Here is a 17,498-nt window from a genome sequence, read left to right on the forward strand (position 1 = left end):
GGGTGGACGTTGCGCCGCTGCCTATGGAGGGGAGGTCCCATGCCGACGGCTTCACCGAGGAATGCGCCGAACCCGGACGGACCGGTCGCTGTGGGCTACGACGGGTCCGAACCGGCACAGCTTGCCGTCCGCTGGGCCGCCGGGTATGCCGCCGCCACGAACCGACGGCTGAAGGTGATCCATGCCTGGGTCTGGCCCGTCTTCACCAAGAACCTTGGTCCCGTAAAAGGCGTTGAGGGCAGCGGGCTCAGACACGCCGCCGAAGCTACCCTCCAGGAAGGCCTGGACCTCGCCCGCTCAGTTGCGGCCGAGGTTGAAACCGCAGCGGCCGCCCGGCGCGAGGGCGCCGAACCCGAGGCCGCCGAACCTGAGGCAGCCGAAGGCAGGGCGCACCACCTGGAAATCGACGGCGTCATCGAGCCGGGGCTGCCCGGCCAGGTTCTCCGCGCCGCGGCGGAGGGCGCCAGTGTCCTGGCAGTGGGCCACCGCGGCATGGGCCGCTTCCTGGGACAGCTGGTGGGTTCCGCCTGCCTCGACCTTGCCGTCCACGCGCCGTGCCCCCTGATGGTGGTCCGCTACCCGAACCGTCCCGGCCAGCCCGTCGCGGCCGGAATTGACGACAAACTCCGGCGTGACCAGGTGGTGGCGGAAGCGGCCGGCCTGGCGTCCGCCCTGAACGTGCCGCTGCAATTGATCCATGTGGCCGGCGACCAGCACCACGCAACACACGGGCGCCATGCACCGCTGCACGGTAAGGAGCTCCTGGACCAGGCCGTGGAACTCGCCAGGAGCCTCGCCCCCGACGTTCCCGTGGAAGGCATCCTGCTGGAGAGCCATCCCGTGCAAAAGGAGCTCTTGACCGCTGCGGCGCAGGCCGACGTCCTGGTTCTGGGCGCCCATCACCGGGAAGGCCATCCGGGGAGCACCGTGTCCTCGGCCTTGGAGCGGGCGCTGTGCAACCTGCTGATCACGCGGTGAGCCCCGTGCCCCCAACGAGAGCCGTGCCGGAATAGCAGGACAGGAAGTGTGCCGTGCGTGCTTGGTGGGTTGGCAAACCGGGCCCCGTGGCGGGGCATCCGCTGGTGTTCGGCGAACGCCCCGATCCGAGCCCCGGCCCGGGAGAAGTCCTGCTTGACGTGCGTGTGTGCGGCGTGTGCCGCACCGACCTCCACCTGGCCGAAGGCGACCTGCCGCCCCGCCAGCCCGGCATCATTCCGGGCCATGAGGTGGTGGGGGAAGTGGTGGAGCTCGGTGAAGGCGCCGCCAGGTTCCGGATCGGGGAGCGCGTGGGCGTCGCCTGGCTGGGGGGCACCTGCGGACGCTGCCGCTTCTGCCTCCGTTCGCAGGAAAACCTGTGCCTTTCCCCCACCTTTACGGGCTGGGACCGGGATGGCGGTTACGCGGACCGGGTGACGGTCAACGAGGACTACGCCTACCGGATCCCGGAGATTTTTTCGGACGAGCAGGCCGCTCCCCTGCTGTGCGCGGGGATCATCGGCTACCGCGCCCTGAGCCGGGCCCAGGTGCCGGACGGCGGCCGCCTCGGCATCTACGGTTTCGGCGGTTCCGCCCACCTGGCCGCCCAGGTGGCCATGCACCGCGGAGCCAGCGTGTACGTCATGACCCGTTCCGAGGAGGCCCGGCGCCTCGCCCTGGAGCTCGGGGCGGCTTTCGCCGGGGACGCCGACGACGAACCTCCCGTGCCGCTCGACTCGGCCATTCTTTTTGCCCCGGTGGGCTGGCTGGTGCCGCAGGCGCTGCGTGCCCTGGACCGAGGGGGCACTCTTGCCGTGGCTGGCATCCACCTGAGCGACATCCCGCCGATCCATTACGGATCCGAGCTCTTCCAGGAACGGCAGCTGCGCAGCGTCACCGCAAACACCAGGGCAGACGGCGAGGAGTTCCTCCGCGTCGCGGCGGACATTCCGCTCCGGCCCACCACGGTGCCCTACCGGATGGAGGCGGCGGCCCAGGCCCTGCAGGACCTTGCCGCAGACCGCATTACCGGGGCCGCCGTCCTGCATATGGACTAGCCACAAACCCGCCTTAGGATCCGGTGCCCAGCCGGAATTCGTGGTCCTGCCCGGCGTGCAGCAGGACGTGCTGGGTGCCGAGCCGGACCTGCACCGGGGAGGCGTCTCCCGGGGCCGCGCTAACCCTCAGGCGGTCCTTCTCCAGGTGCACTGCCAGGAGCTGGTCCCGGTACCGCACGTTGAACGTGACTCTGCGCAGTTCCTTCGGAAGGCTGGGTGCGAAATCCAGGGCGTCCCTCGTGATGCGCAGCCCGGCGAAGCTCCGTTGCACCACGTCGATGGATCCGGCCATGGCGCCCAGGTGGATTCCCGCGCTGGTGGTGCCGCCCTGGGTATCGTCCAGGTCCGCGTCGAGGGCTTCGCGGAAGGTGTCCCACGCCTGCTCCGGATCAAGCTGCGCCAGCACCGAGGCGTGCGCCACCCGGCTCAGGGTGGATCCGTGTGCGGTCCGGGCCAGGTAGAAGTCAACAGTCTGTGCGATCTGCTCGGACGTCACGGCATACCCGAGGCGGTCCAGGAAGGTGGTGAGCTGGTCTTCGCCGAGGACGTAGAGCAGCATGAGGACGTCCGCCTGCTTGGCCAGCTGGTAGTGGTTGGTGCTGGTGCCTTCGGCTTCGAGGATGAGGTCCAGGCGCTGGACGTTCCGGTAGGTGCGGCGGTAGTGCTCCCAGTCCAGCTCCTGGAGATTCTCATAACCGGCGAACTGGCTCATGATGCCGTCGGCGTGAAATGGCACGAATACCCTCCGGCCAAGCTGCGCCCACGCCTCGATTTCGCTTTCAGTGACGCGCAGCCGTTTGCGGAAATCGTCCATGTCGAAGCCGTGCAGGGAAGTCATTATCCACACCGCCAGATCGCACACCCATGCTGCCATGACGTTGGTATAGGCGTTGTCGTCCAGGCCTCCCCCGGGGTTGTCGGGGTAGCCGGTGTGGTATTCGTCCGGGCCCACCACAGCCCGGATGTGGAATCTGTCATCCGCGGGGTCGTGGTCGGCCATCGAGGTGAACAGCCGGGCCACTTCCACAATGATTTCCGCACCGTGGTGCATCAGCCAGGCCCGGTCCTGGGTGGCTTCAAAGTACTGCCAGGCGTTGTACGCCACGGTGAGGCCCGAGTGGCGCTGCAGGTGGGAGTAGTCCGGGACCCAGTGGCCGGAACGGGCATTAAAGAGCAGCTTCGGTGTTTCCTCGCGGCCGTCGCTGCCGCTCTGCCACGGAATCAGGGCTCCCTTGAACCCTGCCGCCCTGGCGGCGTCCCGGGCGGTCCCCAGCCGGCGCCACCGGTAATCGAGGAGCGCCCGCGTCACGGCGGGAAGCCTGGATGTCAGGAGGGGCAGGACAAAGAGTTCATCCCAAAAAATGTGCCCCCGGTAGCCTTCGCCGTGCAGGCCGCGGGCGGGAACACCGGCGTCCAGCTCCGCGGTATGCGCGGAGATGGTCTGGAGCAGGTGGAAGACATGCAGGTTCAGGATCAGCTGGGCCTGGTTGGAGGCGTCGAACTCGATGATGAAGGGCGTGAGCAGTCCCCGCCATGCCGCCTCGTGACTGGCCAGCAGCTCCTCGAAGCCGCCCCTGGCGCGGTTCAGGACGTCCAGGGCGGCGGTCCGGGGCGAGGAAATGGCGTGGTCGCGGGACGTCACCACGGCCACGGTTTTGGTGACGGTTACCGGATCGCCGTCCCGGAGGTCCGCCTCAAAGCGGTGGACGAACAGTCCGCCGAGCTCTTCAGGCGTGGCACGATGCAGGCTGGCGGGCACGTCGGTCCGGCTGGCCAGTGCAATGCCGATCCTGCTCTGGCTTGTCCGCGCCACAACCACCTGGGTGGCCGAGCCTGGCCCGTCGTCGGCACCGGAGACCGTGATGCCTGCCAGGTGGCGGTTGGACAGGAGGGCTTCCACCGGCACGTTCGAGTTGGTGATGTCCGTGTCGCAGCCGCTGCGGATGGCCACCCGGCCGGCCCATCCCACGGCGGTCACCGTCATCTCGAGCGCGGCGAGGTGCGGTTCCGCCATGGACACCAGCCGGCGCTGGACCACCTGAAGCTGCCTGCCGGCGTCGTCCTCCAACACGGCCTCCCGCGTCAGCAGGGCACGCTTCAGATCGAGGGTGCGCCGCTCGCTGCGGAGCTGCAGGCCGCCGTCGGACCACCACCGGCCGCCCTCCACGGAGAGGTCCAGCGGCAGCCAGTCCGGCATGTTGACCATGTGTTCGTCTTCGGTTTCCTGCCCCAGGATCACGCTGGTGAGCCGGTTGTAGACACCGGCGAGGTAGGTTCCCGGGTAGTGCACACCGTCCCGGCGGTGTTCCGGGGCCGCGCCCCGCGTGGCCATGTATCCGTTGCCGAGCGTGGTCAGGGCTTCCCGGTGGCCTTCGTGCGCGGGATCGAATCCCTCGTAGACCAGTTGCCAGGGGTCCGCGATGACCAGGCCGAGGTCCAGTTCGCTGACGTCTTCAAGCACGACGTCGGCGCCCGCGGCTTCCAGCTCGGCCCGGTGCCCGGCCCGGTCAATCCCCACCACCAGGCCGAATCCGCCGCGGCGGCCCGCTGCCACGCCGGCCACGGCGTCCTCGATGACCACCGCACGTCCTGGCTCCACCCCCAACTCCCTGACGGCATGGAGGAACAGGGCGGGGTCGGGTTTGCCCGCCAGCCCAAGCCGTGCTGCCGTGTTTCCGTCCACCACGAGGTCGAAGGCGTCCTGGAGTCCGGCGGCTGCCAGCACGGCGCGGGCGTTCCGGCTGGCGGTCGCGAGCGCCACCGGGACCTTTCCTGCCCTGAGCCGTTCGAGCAGGGCCACCGTTCCAGGGAAAACGGGCACGGGCCGGCGGCCCAGCAGTTCTCCGAAGATGCCGTTCTTACGGGCGCCCAGCCCCACCGCGGTCCACTCCCCCGGGCCGTCGGCGTGCCCGCCGGCCGGCAGTGTGACCCCCCGCGACTGCAGGAACGCCGTCACGCCGTCCTCCCGGGTGCGGCCGTCCACAAAGCGCAGGTAGTCAGTGTCCGTGAACGGATCGCGCCGGGCGTCCGCCGGCATCCGGCGGTCCTGGAGGACGGCGTCGAAAAGTTCCTTCCATGCCGCCGCATGGAGTTCCGCGGTGTCCGTGACCACACCGTCGAGATCGAAGACCACGGCGTCAACCGGGGCCAGCGCAGCGGCGACGGTTGGCGACTCAGTCATGGCTTAGTCCTACCAGCGTTGGCCGGGCCTGCCCAGTGACGTTGGACCCGTCTTCCGGATGACTGGCCGGCCGGCTCCCGGGCCGTCAATCCGGCCGTCAATCCGGGCTGGTTATCCGGCGACCAAGGTGTCCAGCGTGATGAACCCGTAGCCGGCCTGGCGCATCCTCTCGATCATCCCCGGAAGGGCGTCTGCGTCCAGAGTTGAGCCGTCGGTCGGGTTGGACCCGATGTGCATCAGGACGATTTCGCCGGGCTGCAGGGCGGACAACGCACGGTCCGCCACCTGCTGCGCTGTGACACCGCCGCTGGTTCCCTTCCAGCCGAGGGTGTCCACGGACCAGCGCACCGGCACATACCCCAGGTTGTTCACAGCGGCGATGGTGCGGCCATCACGGGCACCGAACGGGAACCGGAACAGCGGCCGGGGGTCGGCTCCGGCGGCTGTTATCGCCTGCTCCGCCGTGCGGACCTGGTCCCCGATTGCGGTGTCCGGCAGGCCGGTGAAGTCCGGGTGGGTCTGGGAGTGGTTGCCCACACGGTGGCCGCCCGCCACGATGGCGGCCACCCCGGCCGGGTTGGCCGCAGCCCAGGATCCCGTCAGGAAGAACGTCCCGCGGACCCCTGCGCCCGCCAGGGTCTGCAGGATCGAGGGGAGGCCGGCCGAGTTGGCGCCGGCGTCGAACGTCAACGCCACCGCCGCACCGGCACCGGGAACCACCTCCACGTCCTGGCCGGCCAGGGCAGGGGGAAACGGGGCCACCGGCGGAGGGGGCTGCGGAACAGGCAGCGTTTCGGGCGGCGGCGTGGGGCCGGACGCCACAGGGGCCGGCGCGGGCGTTTCGCCCGGAGTCTCGGACGGCGCGGACGGGGAGTCGGACGGCTGTGGTCCCAAGGACTGGCTTCCCGACGGCGAGGCGGCCGGGCTTGAGGGGGCGGGCGTCGACGGCGGAGACGCCGAGGTCTGGCTTGCCGCCGGCTGGCCCGCCGGCGGGCCCGATTCCCGCGGAGCACCGGCCAGGATCACGGCCACCACCACCGCCGCGATCGCAACCACCGCCACGACGGCAGCAGCCGCCAGCCTGCGGCGTCTGCGCGGATCGGCGGGCGGTTCGGTAGGCGGTTCGGCGGGCGGTTCCCCGACCATGTTCGACACCCTTCAACCATGGCAGGGGCAGCGCCGCTGCTGACAGGGCTGAAAGGCCTGCAGGCTCCGCCGCATGCCGGCTCAGCGCAGGCGCCGCATCAGGGACCTATTCCCCTTGTTCCGCAACGCGGGTTCAATGGAGTGTTACCCATAGGTGTGCGTCCTGTGGGTGCGTCCTTTCAGTGTGTGCTCAGACGTGGCAGCTAACCAGACGAAGGCGGGTCTGCCTGTGAAACTTGTGCTCCGGTATCCGCTCGTTGCGGGCACGGTACTGGCCCTGATGGCTGTCGCCGCCCTGGTGATGTCCGGCCAGCCGGTGATCGCGCAGTTTGCGGCGAGCGGCTATGCCCTGGCGGTGGCGGCCTACCTGTCCGTCGGCATGATCCGAAGGCTGCGCAGCGGGCACTGGGGCATCGATATCCTGGCCGTCACGGCGATTGTCAGCACGGTGCTGGTGGGCGAGTTCATTGCGTCCATGATCATCGTGCTCATGATGGCCGGCGGCACGGCCCTTGAGGACTACGCGGCAGGCCGGGCCAAGAGCGAACTCAGCGCCCTGCTGGCGCGCGTCCCGCAGACGGCCCACCGGGAGCGGAGCGGCGGTGCCGGGAATGGCACCACGCAGAACGGAACGCAGAACGGCACAGCGGAAAACGGCGCGCACGAGGACGTTGCGGCCACGGACGTCCTGGTGGGCGACATCCTGCTGGTCAAACCGGGCGAAGTCGTCCCGCTGGACGGCGTGCTGCTCTCCGATGCCGGCACATTCGATGAATCCTCCCTCACCGGCGAAAGCCTGCCCGTGGAGCGCACAGCGGGCGAGGGCATTATGAGCGGCTCCGTCAACGGCGAGGCCGCCGTCCGGATCCGGGTTACCGCCGTCATGGAGGATTCCCAGTACAGCCGGATCGTGGCACTCGTGAAGGAAGCCTCGGAAAGCCGCGCCCCCATGGTGCGCCTCGCCGACCGGTACGCCATCCCGTTCACGGCCTTTGCCTATGCGCTGGGTGCCATCGCCTGGATTGTCAGCGGCAGCCCCACCCGCTTCGCCGAAGTCCTGGTGGTGGCCACACCCTGCCCGCTGCTCATCGCGGCGCCGGTGGCGTTCCTGGGCGGCATGAGCCAGGCGGCCAAGTCCGGCATCATCGTCAAGTACGCGGGTGTCCTGGAACAGCTTGGCAGGGTGCGCACCGCAGCCTTCGACAAGACCGGCACGCTCACCTACGGCCGGCCCTCACTGGTGGCCATCGTCACCGCCAATTCCATGGGCCAGGACGAACTCCTCCGGCTGGCGGGCTCCGCGGAACAGTACTCCTCCCACGTCCTGGCAGCGTCCGTAATGGAGGCCGCCACCTCCCGGGACCTCCGTTTCGAGACCGCCAGTGAGGCGATGGAGCATGCCACGCACGGGGTGCGGGCGGTGTTCGACGGGCGGGAAGTGGTGGTGGGCAAGCCGTCCTTCGTGGCCGAATTCGCGCCCGGCGTCGTGGAAGCGGACCTGGCCAGCGGCCAGCTGGCCATCTATGTGGGCATCGGCGGGGTATACGTCGGAGCCCTGGTCATGAGCGACCCGCTGCGCGCCGAAGCCCGCCGGACCCTGGCCGAGCTTTCCGCGCTCGGGGTCACCGAAACGGTGATGCTGACCGGCGACGCCCTTGCCACGGCCAGGCACATCGCCGCCGAAGCAGGGCTCACGGATGTCCGGGCCGAGTGCCTTCCGCCGGACAAAGTGGAAGCAGTGAAGTCACTGCCGCGCCGTCCCGTGATGATGGTGGGCGACGGCGTCAACGACGCCCCCGTGCTGGCAGTGGCCGACGTCGGAATCGCCATGGGCGCGCGCGGTTCCACCGCGGCAGGCGAGTCTGCCGACGTCGTGATCATCCTGGACGATCTGTCCAAAGCGGCGCATGCCGTGCGGATAGGGCAGCGCACCGTCAGGGTGGCGATGGAGAGCATCTGGATCGGCATCGTGCTGAGCGTCGGGCTCATGGTGGCGGCAGCCGCGGGCTACGTGCCCGCCATCGCCGGGGCACTCTCGCAGGAGCTGGTGGACCTGGCCACCATCCTCAACGCGCTGCGCGCCCTGAGCCCCGGCCGGCATGTGGCACCGGCCAAGGATCAGGCCGAGCCTTCCACGTCCGCGATCACCCGCACCGTTTTGAGGTAACTGTCCGGGTTGAGCGAGATGGAGTCGATGCCCTCGCCCACCAGGAAGGCCGCGAAATCCGGATGGTTGCTGGGCCCCTGGCCGCAGATCCCGATCTTGATTCCGGCCGCGTGCGCCTTGCGGATGGCTTCGCTGATCATCGCAGTGACGGCGCCGTCGCGTTCATCAAATAAGGCGGCCAGCTGCTCGGAATCCCGGTCCACGCCCAGGACCAGCTGCGTGAGGTCGTTGGAACCGATGGAGAAGCCGTCGAACTTCGGCGCGAACTTTTCGGCCAGGACCACGTTGGAAGGGATCTCGCACATCATGTACACCTGCAGGCCGTTTTCGCCGCGCACCAGGCCGTTCTGGTCCATGACCGCCAGCACCCGGTCCGCTTCGTCCGGGGTGCGGCAGAAGGGGATCATCACAATGACGTTGCGGAAGCCGATGGTTTCCCGGACCCGTTTGAGCGCGGCGCACTCCAGCGCGAAACCCTCCCGGTAGCGCTCGTCGTAGTACCGCGACGCGCCGCGGAAGCCCAGCATGGGGTTCTCTTCGGACTGCTCGAACGAGCCGCCGCCGATCAGGTGCGCGTACTCGTTGGTCTTGAAATCGCTGAGCCGGACGATCACCGGGTTGGGGTGGTAGGGCGCGGCGATCTTGGCGATCCCCAGCGCCAACGCCTCCACGAAATACTCCCGGGGGTCCGCGTAGCCGCTGGTCAGTTCCTTGATCCGCCGGGCGTCGTCCGGGTCCGTGACCCGCTCCGGATGCACCAGGGCCATCGGATGGACCTGGATCAGGTTGCTGATGATGAATTCCATCCGGGCCAGGCCAACCCCCGCCGCGGGCAGCCGCCACCACTGGAAGGCGGCTCCCGGGGTGGCGATGTTCACCATCATGGCCGTGCGCGTGGCGGGCAGGGTGCCGAGGTCCACCTCCTCGGTGTCGAACGGCACGGTGCCTTCGTAGACCCGGCCCAGGTCTCCTTCCGCGCAGCTCAGCGTCACGGCCTGGCCTTCACCCAGGACGCTGGTTCCGTTTCCGGTGCCGACGACGGCGGGAACGCCCAGTTCGCGGCTCACGATGGCCGCGTGGCTGGTGGTCCCGCCGTGGTCGGTGACGATCCCGGACGCCCGCTTCATCACGGGCACCCAGTCCGGGTCCGTCATCTCGGTGACCAGGATGGCGCCGTCGCGGAAGGCGTCGATGTCCCGCGCACTCCGGATGACGCACGCCGTGCCGTGCGCGATGGAATCCCCGATCGCGGCACCGGAGGCCAGGACCCTGCCCGTCCCGCGGAGGTGGTGGATGGTGAAGCGCGTCCCGCTCTTGAGCGCCTGGACGGTTTCGGGCCGCGCCTGCACCATGAACAGCTCCCCGGTGGCGCCGTCGCGGGCCCACTCCATGTCCATCGGGCGGCCGTAGTGGTCCTCCACCGTCACGGCCCAGCGCGCCAGGTCCAGGATCTCGGCGTCGGTCAGCACGAATGAGCTCCGTTCCTCCGCGGAGGTATCCACCATCCGGGTCCGCGCGTGGCCGCCCCGGCTGTAGACCATCTTGCGGGCCTTGGAGCCGAGCGTCTTCTCGATGATCGGGGCCAGGCCGGTGTCCGCCAGCAGCGGTTTGAACACCACGTACTTGTCCGGGTTGATGCTGCCCTGGACCACGGTTTCGCCCAGGCCCCAGGCCGCGCTGATCACTGCCGCGCGCGGGAAGCCCGAATCGGTGTCGATGGAGAACATCACACCGGACGCCCCGACGTCGGACCTCACCATCCGCTGCACACCGATGGAGAGCGCCACGTCCACGTGCTCGAATCCCTTCACCTCCCGGTAGCTGATGGCCCGGTCCGTAAACAGCGATGCGTAGCAGCGCCGGCAGGCGTCCAGGAGCTCGCGTTCGCCGGAAATGTTCAGGAACGTCTCCTGCTGCCCGGCGAAGCTGGCGTCCGGGAGGTCCTCCGCGGTGGCGCTGCTGCGGACGGCAACGGAGGGCCGGTCCACTCCGGCCCTGTCGGCGAGGGCGCGGTAGTGGCTGCGGATTGATTCGGCGATGTCCGCCGGGAATTCGCTGTCCAGGAAGAGCTCCCGGATGGCCTCGCCCGTCGAGCGCAGCGACGCCTCGCCGGCCCGGTACTCCCCGATCCGGGCGCGCATGGCGGCGTCGATGCCGTTGGCTTCGACGAACGTGCGGTAGGCGGCGGCCGTGGTGGCGAAGCCATCCGGCACCCGCACGCCCCGGGACTTGAGCGAGCGCGTCATTTCCCCCAGCGACGCGTTCTTGCCGCCCACCTGGGGCACATCCGCCATCCCGATTTCGTCGAACCACACCACGTGGCTTTCAGTCATGGCTGCTCCCGCCGCTTGGTCCTCCATGGATTGATCCTCGTTCGCCGGACCCCCGCGGGTCAGAGGCTTTGGACCTGCGGTGCCGGACCACTTTGTACAGCCAGTCCGCGATGATGACGGCGGGAATGGCGGCTAGCGCCACGGCAAGGCCCCCGGGCGACGGCGGCGCGTGGCCCAGCAATGCGGCGATGGGGCCGACGAACAGGAAGACCAGCAGCAGCCCGACTTCCGCCAGCACCGCCCAGACCAGCAGCCTGTTGGTGGCCCAGCCCAGCCGCCACGGCGGGGTGCTGGCGCTGCGGCAGGCGAACGCGTTGGCCAGTTGTGCCAGCACCACGGTGGTGAAGGCTGCCCCGGAGGCCGCCATGAGAACGTCCGACACGGGTAGTTCCGCACCCGGCCGCCAGCCGGCACCGAGGAGCACTGCGGTGTAGGCGGTCATTTCGAAGAGGGCCTCCACCGGACCCAGCAGGCCGAACACCCGGAACATCAGGGCGCGGTCCATCAGGTGCCTCCGCTCCGGCGGACGTTTCAGCGTGCCCTTGCTGGGGGCTTCGCTGCCCAGGGCCAGCGCAGGGAGCAGGTCGGTGCCGATGTCGAGGGCCAGGATCTGGAGCACGCTGAGCGCCAGCGGGAAGCGTCCGCCGGAGAGTGCCCAGATCACGAAGGGGGTGAGCTCGGCGACGTTGTCCGTCAGATGGTAGGTCAGGAACCGCCGGATGTTCGCGTACGTGGCGCGGCCCTGCTCCACGGCGGCGATGATGGTGGCGAAGTCGTCGTCCAGCAGCACAAGGTCCGCCGCTTCGCGGGCCACGTCGGTACCGCTCAGTCCCATGGCAATGCCGATGTCGGCCTGCTGGAGGGCGGGGCCGTCGTTGACGCCGTCGCCGGTCATCGCCACCACGTGGCCGCGGTGCTGGAGAAGGCGTGCCACGCGGAGTTTCTGTTCCGGGGTGACCCGGCTGATGACCACGCCGTCGCGGTCCAGCAGGGCGGTCAGGACGGCGTCGTCCTCAGGGAGGGTGTGGCCCTCCAGCACCAGCTCGGGTGAACCGATCAGCCCGGTTTCCCGGGCGATGGCGGCCGCGGTGAATGCGTGGTCGCCGGTGACCATGGCCACCTTGATTCCCGCCTCGCGGGCCGCCTCGAGCGCCAGGCGCACTTCGGCCCGGGGCGGATCGTGGAGGCCGATCAGCCCCAGCAGCGTCAGCCCCGCTTCAACCTCCTCCAGCTTGACGCTTTCGCCCGGCAGTCCGGGCAGGCTCCGCTCGGCCACGGCCAGTACCCGCAGCCCGTGCGAGGCCATCTGGTCAACCATCTGCAGGGCGCGTTCGGCGCCGCTTTCGCCACACAGCGGAATCACGGATTCCGGGGCACCCTTGACGTACAGCATGGTGCCGACGATCGCGGATTCGCGCAGCCGGCGCGGGTCGAAGGCGAAGCGGTGCGACACCTCGGGGTCATCGGGCTTGTTCCCCGGGCCGGCCAGCCGGATGGCAAGCGCATCAATGGCGGCCTCCATCGGGTCACCCTCGGCGATCCACTGCCCGTTGTGGAGCACGGCACGCCCCGCGGAGGCGGCCAGCGCAGCGGTGCTGAGGTGCCGGGCTTCCCCGGTTCCCTTCCCGGTGACTTCGGCCTCGGGCCCGTAGCCCGCACCGATGATGCTGAGCAGCCCTGCCGGGGTCCAGACCTCGACGGCGTTCATCCGGTTCTGGGTGAGTGTGCCGGTCTTGTCCGTGCAAATGAAGGTGGTGGAGCCGAGGGTTTCCACCGCCTCCAGGTTCCGGACCAGCGCGTTGCGCTGCGCCATCCGCTGCGCCCCGACGGCCAGCGAAAGCGTCACCGTGGGCAGCAGGCCCTCGGGCACCAGCGCCACCGCCACCCCGATCGCGAAGAGGAAGGCGTCGCGCCAGGAAATACCCACCAGCAGCGAAAGGATAAAAAACAGCACGCCGATCCCCAGCGCCACCGTGGCCGTGATGCGGACAATCCGCTGCAGCTCCAGGGCCAGCGGGGTTGGAGGCGCCTCCACCTTGCCGGTCAGCGCGGCGATTTCGGCGAGACGGGTGCCTCCGCCGGTGACCGTGACAATTCCTTCAGCCTCGCCGTTAACCAGGAACGTGCCACCGAGGACGGCGTCGCCCGGGACCTTGGCTACGGCTTCGCTTTCGCCGGTGAGCATCGACTCGTCCACCGAGCAGCCGGCGGCAAGCACCAGCCGGAGATCCGCGGGGACCCTGTCGCCGGCAACCATCACCACCACGTCGTCCGGCACCAGCTCGGTGGTGTGGACCTTGACAATGCGGCCGTCCCGGCGGACCGACACGATGGCGGGAAGCAGCTCACGGAGCCTGGCGGCAGCCCGCTGTGCGCGTTCCTGCTGGATGTAGGCGAAGAGGCCGTTGACCAGGATCACCACGACGATCGCGACGGCCAGCTGCGGCATGCCGGCCACGTAGGCAAGTCCGGCCGCCACCCAGAGCATGACGGCAAAGAAGTGGGTCATTTCGGCCAGCAGTTTGCGCCAGCGCGGCACCGGGCGGACTTGCGGCAGCCGGTTGGGACCGACGTTCCGCAGCCGGAGGGCAGCCTCCTCCGAGCTGAGGCCCAGAGCGCGTGGCAATGCACCAGCTCCGGAGCCGGCAGCAGGAATCACGGCCGCAGCCCGCTGTTCACGGGCAGCGCCGAGCACACGACACCACGGCCCTCAGGAGGAACCCCATGGGTCGAGGATGCGGTCTAGGAGTTCAGGCTCCTAGGGTCAAAGGTCACCACTGTCCCGGTCCAGCGCGGGGAGCTCCAGCGCGGGGAGCTCCAGCGCCAGCGCCCGGAGGTAGGCAGCGAACCCCTGCGGTGCGCGGGCATGGGTGCGGCCCGACGTCAGCACCCGGATGGTGTCGGTGGCCAGCACGCTGTAAGCCTGCTTGCGCAGGTTCTCCACCAGGATCCGGTCCTCGTGGGCGCGCGTGCGGGGAAACCCGCCGGCCGCAAAGTACGCGGAGGCCCGCACGCCGAAATTCGCGCCGTAGATGTGCGGATGGTCCTCCCTGAACGGGTGCCGCTCCAGCCAGCGCCGCAGGACGGCAGGATCGGTCCCGGCCGGATCCGGCTCGACGGATCCCAGGACAGCATCAGCCCCGGCATCGGCCAGTTCGACCTGGCGCACCAGCCAGTTCTCCGGGACGGCGGAGTCCGCGTCGGTATTGGCCAGCCAGACATGCCCCGGCCACTGCCCGGTCCACGGCCCGGTGTCTGTCAACCGCCCCGCGCCTGTCCACTGCCCGGCGGCAGCCACGACCCCGGCGGCGCGGCTGGCCCCGGTACTTCCCAGCCGGACCTGCACGGCAGCGAACCGCGGGTCTGAGGCGACATAGCCGGCCGTGATGTCCGCCGACCGGTCCGTGCAGCTGTCCAGCACCACCGTGATGGACAGCCGCATACCGGGCCGTTCCCGCTCCAACGCGTCAGCGGCGGCACGCAGCGCCGAAAGTGCCCGGTCAAGGTGCTGGTCCTCGTTGTGTGCCGGCACCACCACTGCCACCCGGTCGATGCCCGGACGGGACCGGACTTCCTCCGCGGGACAGCCGCCCGCCCGTTCGGTGGTCCCGCTGGTCATCTCAGGGCCGCTCCGGCCCCGGCGAAACAAACACCTCCAGGACGAAGTCCATTTCCCGGTAAAGCCCTGCCGTTGGCCACCGGAGCTGCTGCCGGGCCAGGGCGTGCACGGTGTCCCCGTCCAGTTCCCAGCCGGAGACCGGGTGGCGCCAATGGCAGAGCAGCAGGGTCCCCCCGGGGTTCAGCGAGCCTTTCACCCGCGCGAACAGTTCCGCCAGCTCCTCCGCCGTCAGGTAGTACCCGGTCTCGGACACCACCACCAGGTCGAAGCGGCCATCCGGCCAGTACTGCGGGACCGTCAGGTGCAGGGTCCGGGCGGAGGGATGGGACCCCAGCCGCTCAGCGGCCCGGACCAGGGCGGCGCTGCTGGCGTCCACCGCCACAAACTCCCGGCAGCGGGCCGCGAGCTCCACACTGAGCGTGCCGATGGAACAGCCGATTTCCAGTCCGGAACCGTACTCGGCGTCCGGCAGGACGGCCACGGTGAGCGCCCTCTTGCGCCTCTCGTACCAGCTGGTGGCGTAGCTCCAGGGATCGGTGGCCCCGGCGTGCACTTCGTCGAAGATCCGCTCGGCGTCGCCCGCGGTGTTGGCCCCGCCGGCGGGCCGGTGCCACGCGAACGTTTCCCAGGGGCGGGAGAAGTGATCGACAAAGCTGGCGGCAAGAAGCGCCTCGTCACCGGGCTGGTCGGACAGCGGCTGGATCTGCGAGGTGTGCGCCAGGAGGGCTGCCGCCTTGGCCCGCTGCTCATCCGCCGTCAGCGGCACGCGGACCCACGACTCCCAGGCGCCGTCCGCCGGGGACGCCCACAACCAGTACCAGACGGGGTACTCCAGCAGCCCGTGGCCGCCCTGCGCGGCCACCTCGGCGGCCACGGAGCCCAGGACGTCGTGGTCCGTGTGGCCGTCGGAGCGGTACGGCGCAACGATAACCACCCGGTCCGCCGGGCGCCCGGACGCTGCGATCGATTCCCTGACGGCGGCGGCGATCCGGTCCCGGTCCGCGTCAAGGTGGCCGTCCCGGAAATGCAGGAACTCCCGGGCGGCTCCGGGGGCCAGCCCGGACACCGCCGCCCTGAACTCAGCGAGCCGGACGGCAGCCAGCTGGTCCGGCGTCGTGCTCGGGGAGTCCGGGTGGGAGCCCTCCCCCGCTGTGCACAGCAGCACGTCTATCGCCGCGCCGGCGGCGTTCAGGCGCGCGAGGAACCCTCCGGCGCCCAGGGTCTCGTCATCCGGATGCGCAGCCAGCACAACGAAGGCCATGCCCGCGAGTTCGCCCAGGTCCAGGGGGAGTTCCGGGAGGACGGCCAGGCCGCTTCCCTCCCATTCGGACTCGGCAGTGCCGGTATCGGCGTGTGAGAAGCTCACCACGAGCGGTCCCCCTTCAGGGTCAGGGCGCCTAGTTGCGCGTCGTCCCGCATGGCGTGGTGCTGGCGGAGGTACAGCGACAGGTCCGCCATGCGTTTTCCGTACTCTTCGTTGAAGGCCAGGGGGCCGGGGCCCAGGTTTTGGGCCACTAAAGCCTGGATGCGTTCGACGGCGGCGGCGACGGTTCCGCGGACGCGCAGCGCCTCGCTCCACGCACCGGGGCCGGACAGCTCACCGGCGTCAATCCGCTCGGCCGTTCGCGCCAGGTAGCCGGACACGGAGGCGAGGAGCCGGTCCGTTTCGCCCAAATGGGCCAACGCGATCTGGTCCGGTTCACGCCCGTTGACCGCAGCGGCGGTCAGCGCGGAGCTGAAATCGCGGGCCACGGCAACGGCTCCCCCGAACCAGCAGGCTGCAACGCCCATGCCTCCCCATGCGAAGCCCGGGCGCTTGAAGTACCAGCCGGATCCACCCACCGGAACGGCGCTGACGCCGTCGAAGTGCACGGTGCCGCTGGGGATTTCCCGCAGGCCCCGGCTGGTCCACAGCGGGGTCTCGCAGGACACCCCTGGAGCATGCAGGTCCACTGCGAAAGCGGCCCGCCCGCCGTCTGCACGATGCGCGGTCAGCACGGCGCCGTCCAGGTGGGCGGCGAGCGAGCACCACGGCTTGGATCCGTTGAGGAGGTAATTCCCGGCGCCGTCCGGTGTTGCCTCAAGCAGCAGCCCGGGCCCCTCCGCAGCGAAAACGCCCCAGGCCCTGTCCGTTGATGAGTCCGCGAGAGGTGTACCCTCCTGGGCGAGGATGGCCAGCGCATCGAGGTGCGGTTCGAGCACCCGGCCTGCGGCGACATCCACGGAAGCCACGGACGCGAGAAGTTCCCAGAGCCGCGCCGTGCTGCCCTCGCCGGGCCGGGGCGCTGTCCGTCCGATCTCCCGCGCCAGGGCAAGAATCGCCGGCACGTCTCCTGCCGCATCGCGCACGGCCCCAAGCAGCATGGCAAGGGTTTCGGGCGGCTCCGCTGCGGAACCGATGCGCACCGGGCGCGGTTTTGCCTCAGGATCCATTCCGCTGGCCGCTGCGCCGGCTCAGCCGTGGTCCGGTGCCGTGACGGAGGCTCCCGCGGACATGGTCTCGGCGTTCACCATCCACGCCAGCTGTTCCAGCCGCGCAATGCCGGCGTGGAGCAGGTCTGCGCTGGTGGGATCTTCCTCATCCACCTCGTCATGGACGTCGCGCATGGTCTTCACGGTGCGCTCCAGCCGGGCCGTGATCAGTTTGACGGCGTCCTTGGTGGAGGTGAGCCCTTCGGGGAACTGTTCCAGCCGGGTGTCGGCGGACACCGTGGTGCTCCTGCCGTCCGGCAGCGCGTGCAGGGCGCGCATCCGCTCCGCTGTTTCATCCGCGAAAAGCCTCACGCTAGTGACGATTTCATCGAGCTGCAGGTGGAGGTCGCGGAAGTTCGTACCCACGATGTTCCAGTGCGCCTGCTTGCCCTGGACGTGAAGTTCGATCAGGTCCGTGAGGACCATCTGGAGATTGCTGGCAAGGGTCGGTGAAGCCTTCATTTCTTCCTCCACTGCAGGCGGTGCGGGACGGGTTCGTGCCGCGTTAGCTTATTCTAAGCATACTTAGCATCTTGCCCGGGTGAAG

General features: G+C 69.5%; 12 protein-coding genes. 4 read left to right on the forward strand and 8 right to left on the reverse strand.

The features are described from left to right. Window positions 1-39: 39 nt before the first annotated feature. A complete protein-coding gene (locus tag AC6JAC_RS20300; RefSeq protein WP_497966370.1) occupies window positions 40-978 on the forward strand; it encodes a universal stress protein in 939 nt (312 codons plus the stop codon). 53 nt (window positions 979-1,031) lie between these two features. Further along, window positions 1,032-2,033 carry a zinc-dependent alcohol dehydrogenase family protein gene (locus AC6JAC_RS20305; protein ID WP_497966372.1) on the forward strand — a complete coding sequence of 334 codons (1,002 nt, stop codon included), beginning with the start codon at window positions 1,032-1,034 and terminating at the stop codon, window positions 2,031-2,033. 13 nt (window positions 2,034-2,046) lie between these two features. Here AC6JAC_RS20305 and AC6JAC_RS20310 read toward each other — a convergent pair whose 3' ends face one another. Continuing rightward, the gene (locus tag AC6JAC_RS20310) at window positions 2,047-5,214 is read right to left on the reverse strand and encodes a beta-phosphoglucomutase family hydrolase (RefSeq protein ID WP_497966374.1); all 3,168 of its coding nucleotides are present in this window, start codon (window positions 5,212-5,214) and stop codon (window positions 2,047-2,049) included. 111 nt (window positions 5,215-5,325) lie between these two features. Then, window positions 5,326-5,976, reverse strand: a complete 651-nt coding sequence (locus AC6JAC_RS20315) for a polysaccharide deacetylase family protein (RefSeq protein ID WP_497966376.1) — start codon at window positions 5,974-5,976, stop codon at window positions 5,326-5,328. A gap of 43 nt (window positions 5,977-6,019) precedes the next feature. Between AC6JAC_RS20315 and AC6JAC_RS20320 the strand changes: the two genes are divergently transcribed. Beyond that, the gene (locus tag AC6JAC_RS20320) at window positions 6,020-6,403 is read left to right on the forward strand and encodes a hypothetical protein (protein WP_497966378.1); all 384 of its coding nucleotides are present in this window, start codon (window positions 6,020-6,022) and stop codon (window positions 6,401-6,403) included. A 237-nt stretch (window positions 6,404-6,640) separates the two neighbouring features. Then, window positions 6,641-8,527 (forward strand): heavy metal translocating P-type ATPase, encoded by a 1,887-nt coding sequence (locus AC6JAC_RS20325; RefSeq protein ID WP_497966895.1) that lies wholly within the window; start codon window positions 6,641-6,643, stop codon window positions 8,525-8,527. On the opposite strand, the gene ppsA is transcribed toward AC6JAC_RS20325, so the two are convergent. The 6 genes from ppsA to AC6JAC_RS20355 form a co-directional block, all read right to left on the reverse strand. Further along, a complete protein-coding gene (gene ppsA / locus AC6JAC_RS20330; RefSeq protein WP_497966380.1) occupies window positions 8,479-10,860 on the reverse strand; it encodes a phosphoenolpyruvate synthase in 2,382 nt (793 codons plus the stop codon). The two genes, AC6JAC_RS20325 and ppsA, sit on opposite strands and share 49 nt — an antisense overlap. Further along, a complete protein-coding gene (locus tag AC6JAC_RS20335) occupies window positions 10,853-13,486 on the reverse strand; it encodes a cation-translocating P-type ATPase (protein WP_497966382.1) in 2,634 nt (877 codons plus the stop codon). The genes ppsA and AC6JAC_RS20335 overlap by 8 nt, the downstream gene beginning before the upstream one ends. A gap of 138 nt (window positions 13,487-13,624) precedes the next feature. Continuing rightward, a complete protein-coding gene (locus AC6JAC_RS20340) occupies window positions 13,625-14,479 on the reverse strand; it encodes a glycosyltransferase family 2 protein (RefSeq protein WP_497966384.1) in 855 nt (284 codons plus the stop codon). Between the two features lies 1 nt (window position 14,480). Next, entirely contained in the window at window positions 14,481-15,848 is a 1,368-nt protein-coding gene (locus AC6JAC_RS20345) for a PIG-L family deacetylase (RefSeq protein WP_497966386.1), read from the reverse strand. Further along, entirely contained in the window at window positions 15,842-16,912 is a 1,071-nt protein-coding gene (locus AC6JAC_RS20350) for an acyl-CoA dehydrogenase family protein (protein ID WP_497966388.1), read from the reverse strand. The genes AC6JAC_RS20345 and AC6JAC_RS20350 overlap by 7 nt, the downstream gene beginning before the upstream one ends. Window positions 16,913-16,933: 21 nt before the next feature. After that, on the reverse strand, window positions 16,934-17,413 hold the full coding sequence (locus tag AC6JAC_RS20355; RefSeq protein ID WP_028270657.1) for a Dps family protein: 480 nt from the start codon (window positions 17,411-17,413) through the stop codon (window positions 16,934-16,936). Between the last annotated feature and the right edge of the window lie 85 nt (window positions 17,414-17,498).

The sequence above is a fragment of the Arthrobacter sp. KUASC02 genome (assembly GCF_059739395.1).

What these genes read in the sequence shown, in the direction of transcription:
- AC6JAC_RS20340 (WP_497966384.1), bottom strand. Translation starts at nt 14,479, where the DNA reads ATGACCAGCGGGACCACCGAACGGGCGGGCGGCTGTCCCGCGGAGGAA.
- AC6JAC_RS20310 (WP_497966374.1), bottom strand. Translation starts at nt 5,214, where the DNA reads ATGACTGAGTCGCCAACCGTCGCCGCTGCGCTGGCCCCGGTTGACGCC.
- AC6JAC_RS20325 (WP_497966895.1), top strand. Translation starts at nt 6,641, where the DNA reads ATGGCTGTCGCCGCCCTGGTGATGTCCGGCCAGCCGGTGATCGCGCAG.
- AC6JAC_RS20350 (WP_497966388.1), bottom strand. Translation starts at nt 16,912, where the DNA reads ATGGATCCTGAGGCAAAACCGCGCCCGGTGCGCATCGGTTCCGCAGCG.
- AC6JAC_RS20355 (WP_028270657.1), bottom strand. Translation starts at nt 17,413, where the DNA reads ATGAAGGCTTCACCGACCCTTGCCAGCAATCTCCAGATGGTCCTCACG.
- ppsA (WP_497966380.1), bottom strand. Translation starts at nt 10,860, where the DNA reads ATGACTGAAAGCCACGTGGTGTGGTTCGACGAAATCGGGATGGCGGAT.
- AC6JAC_RS20300 (WP_497966370.1), top strand. Translation starts at nt 40, where the DNA reads ATGCCGACGGCTTCACCGAGGAATGCGCCGAACCCGGACGGACCGGTC.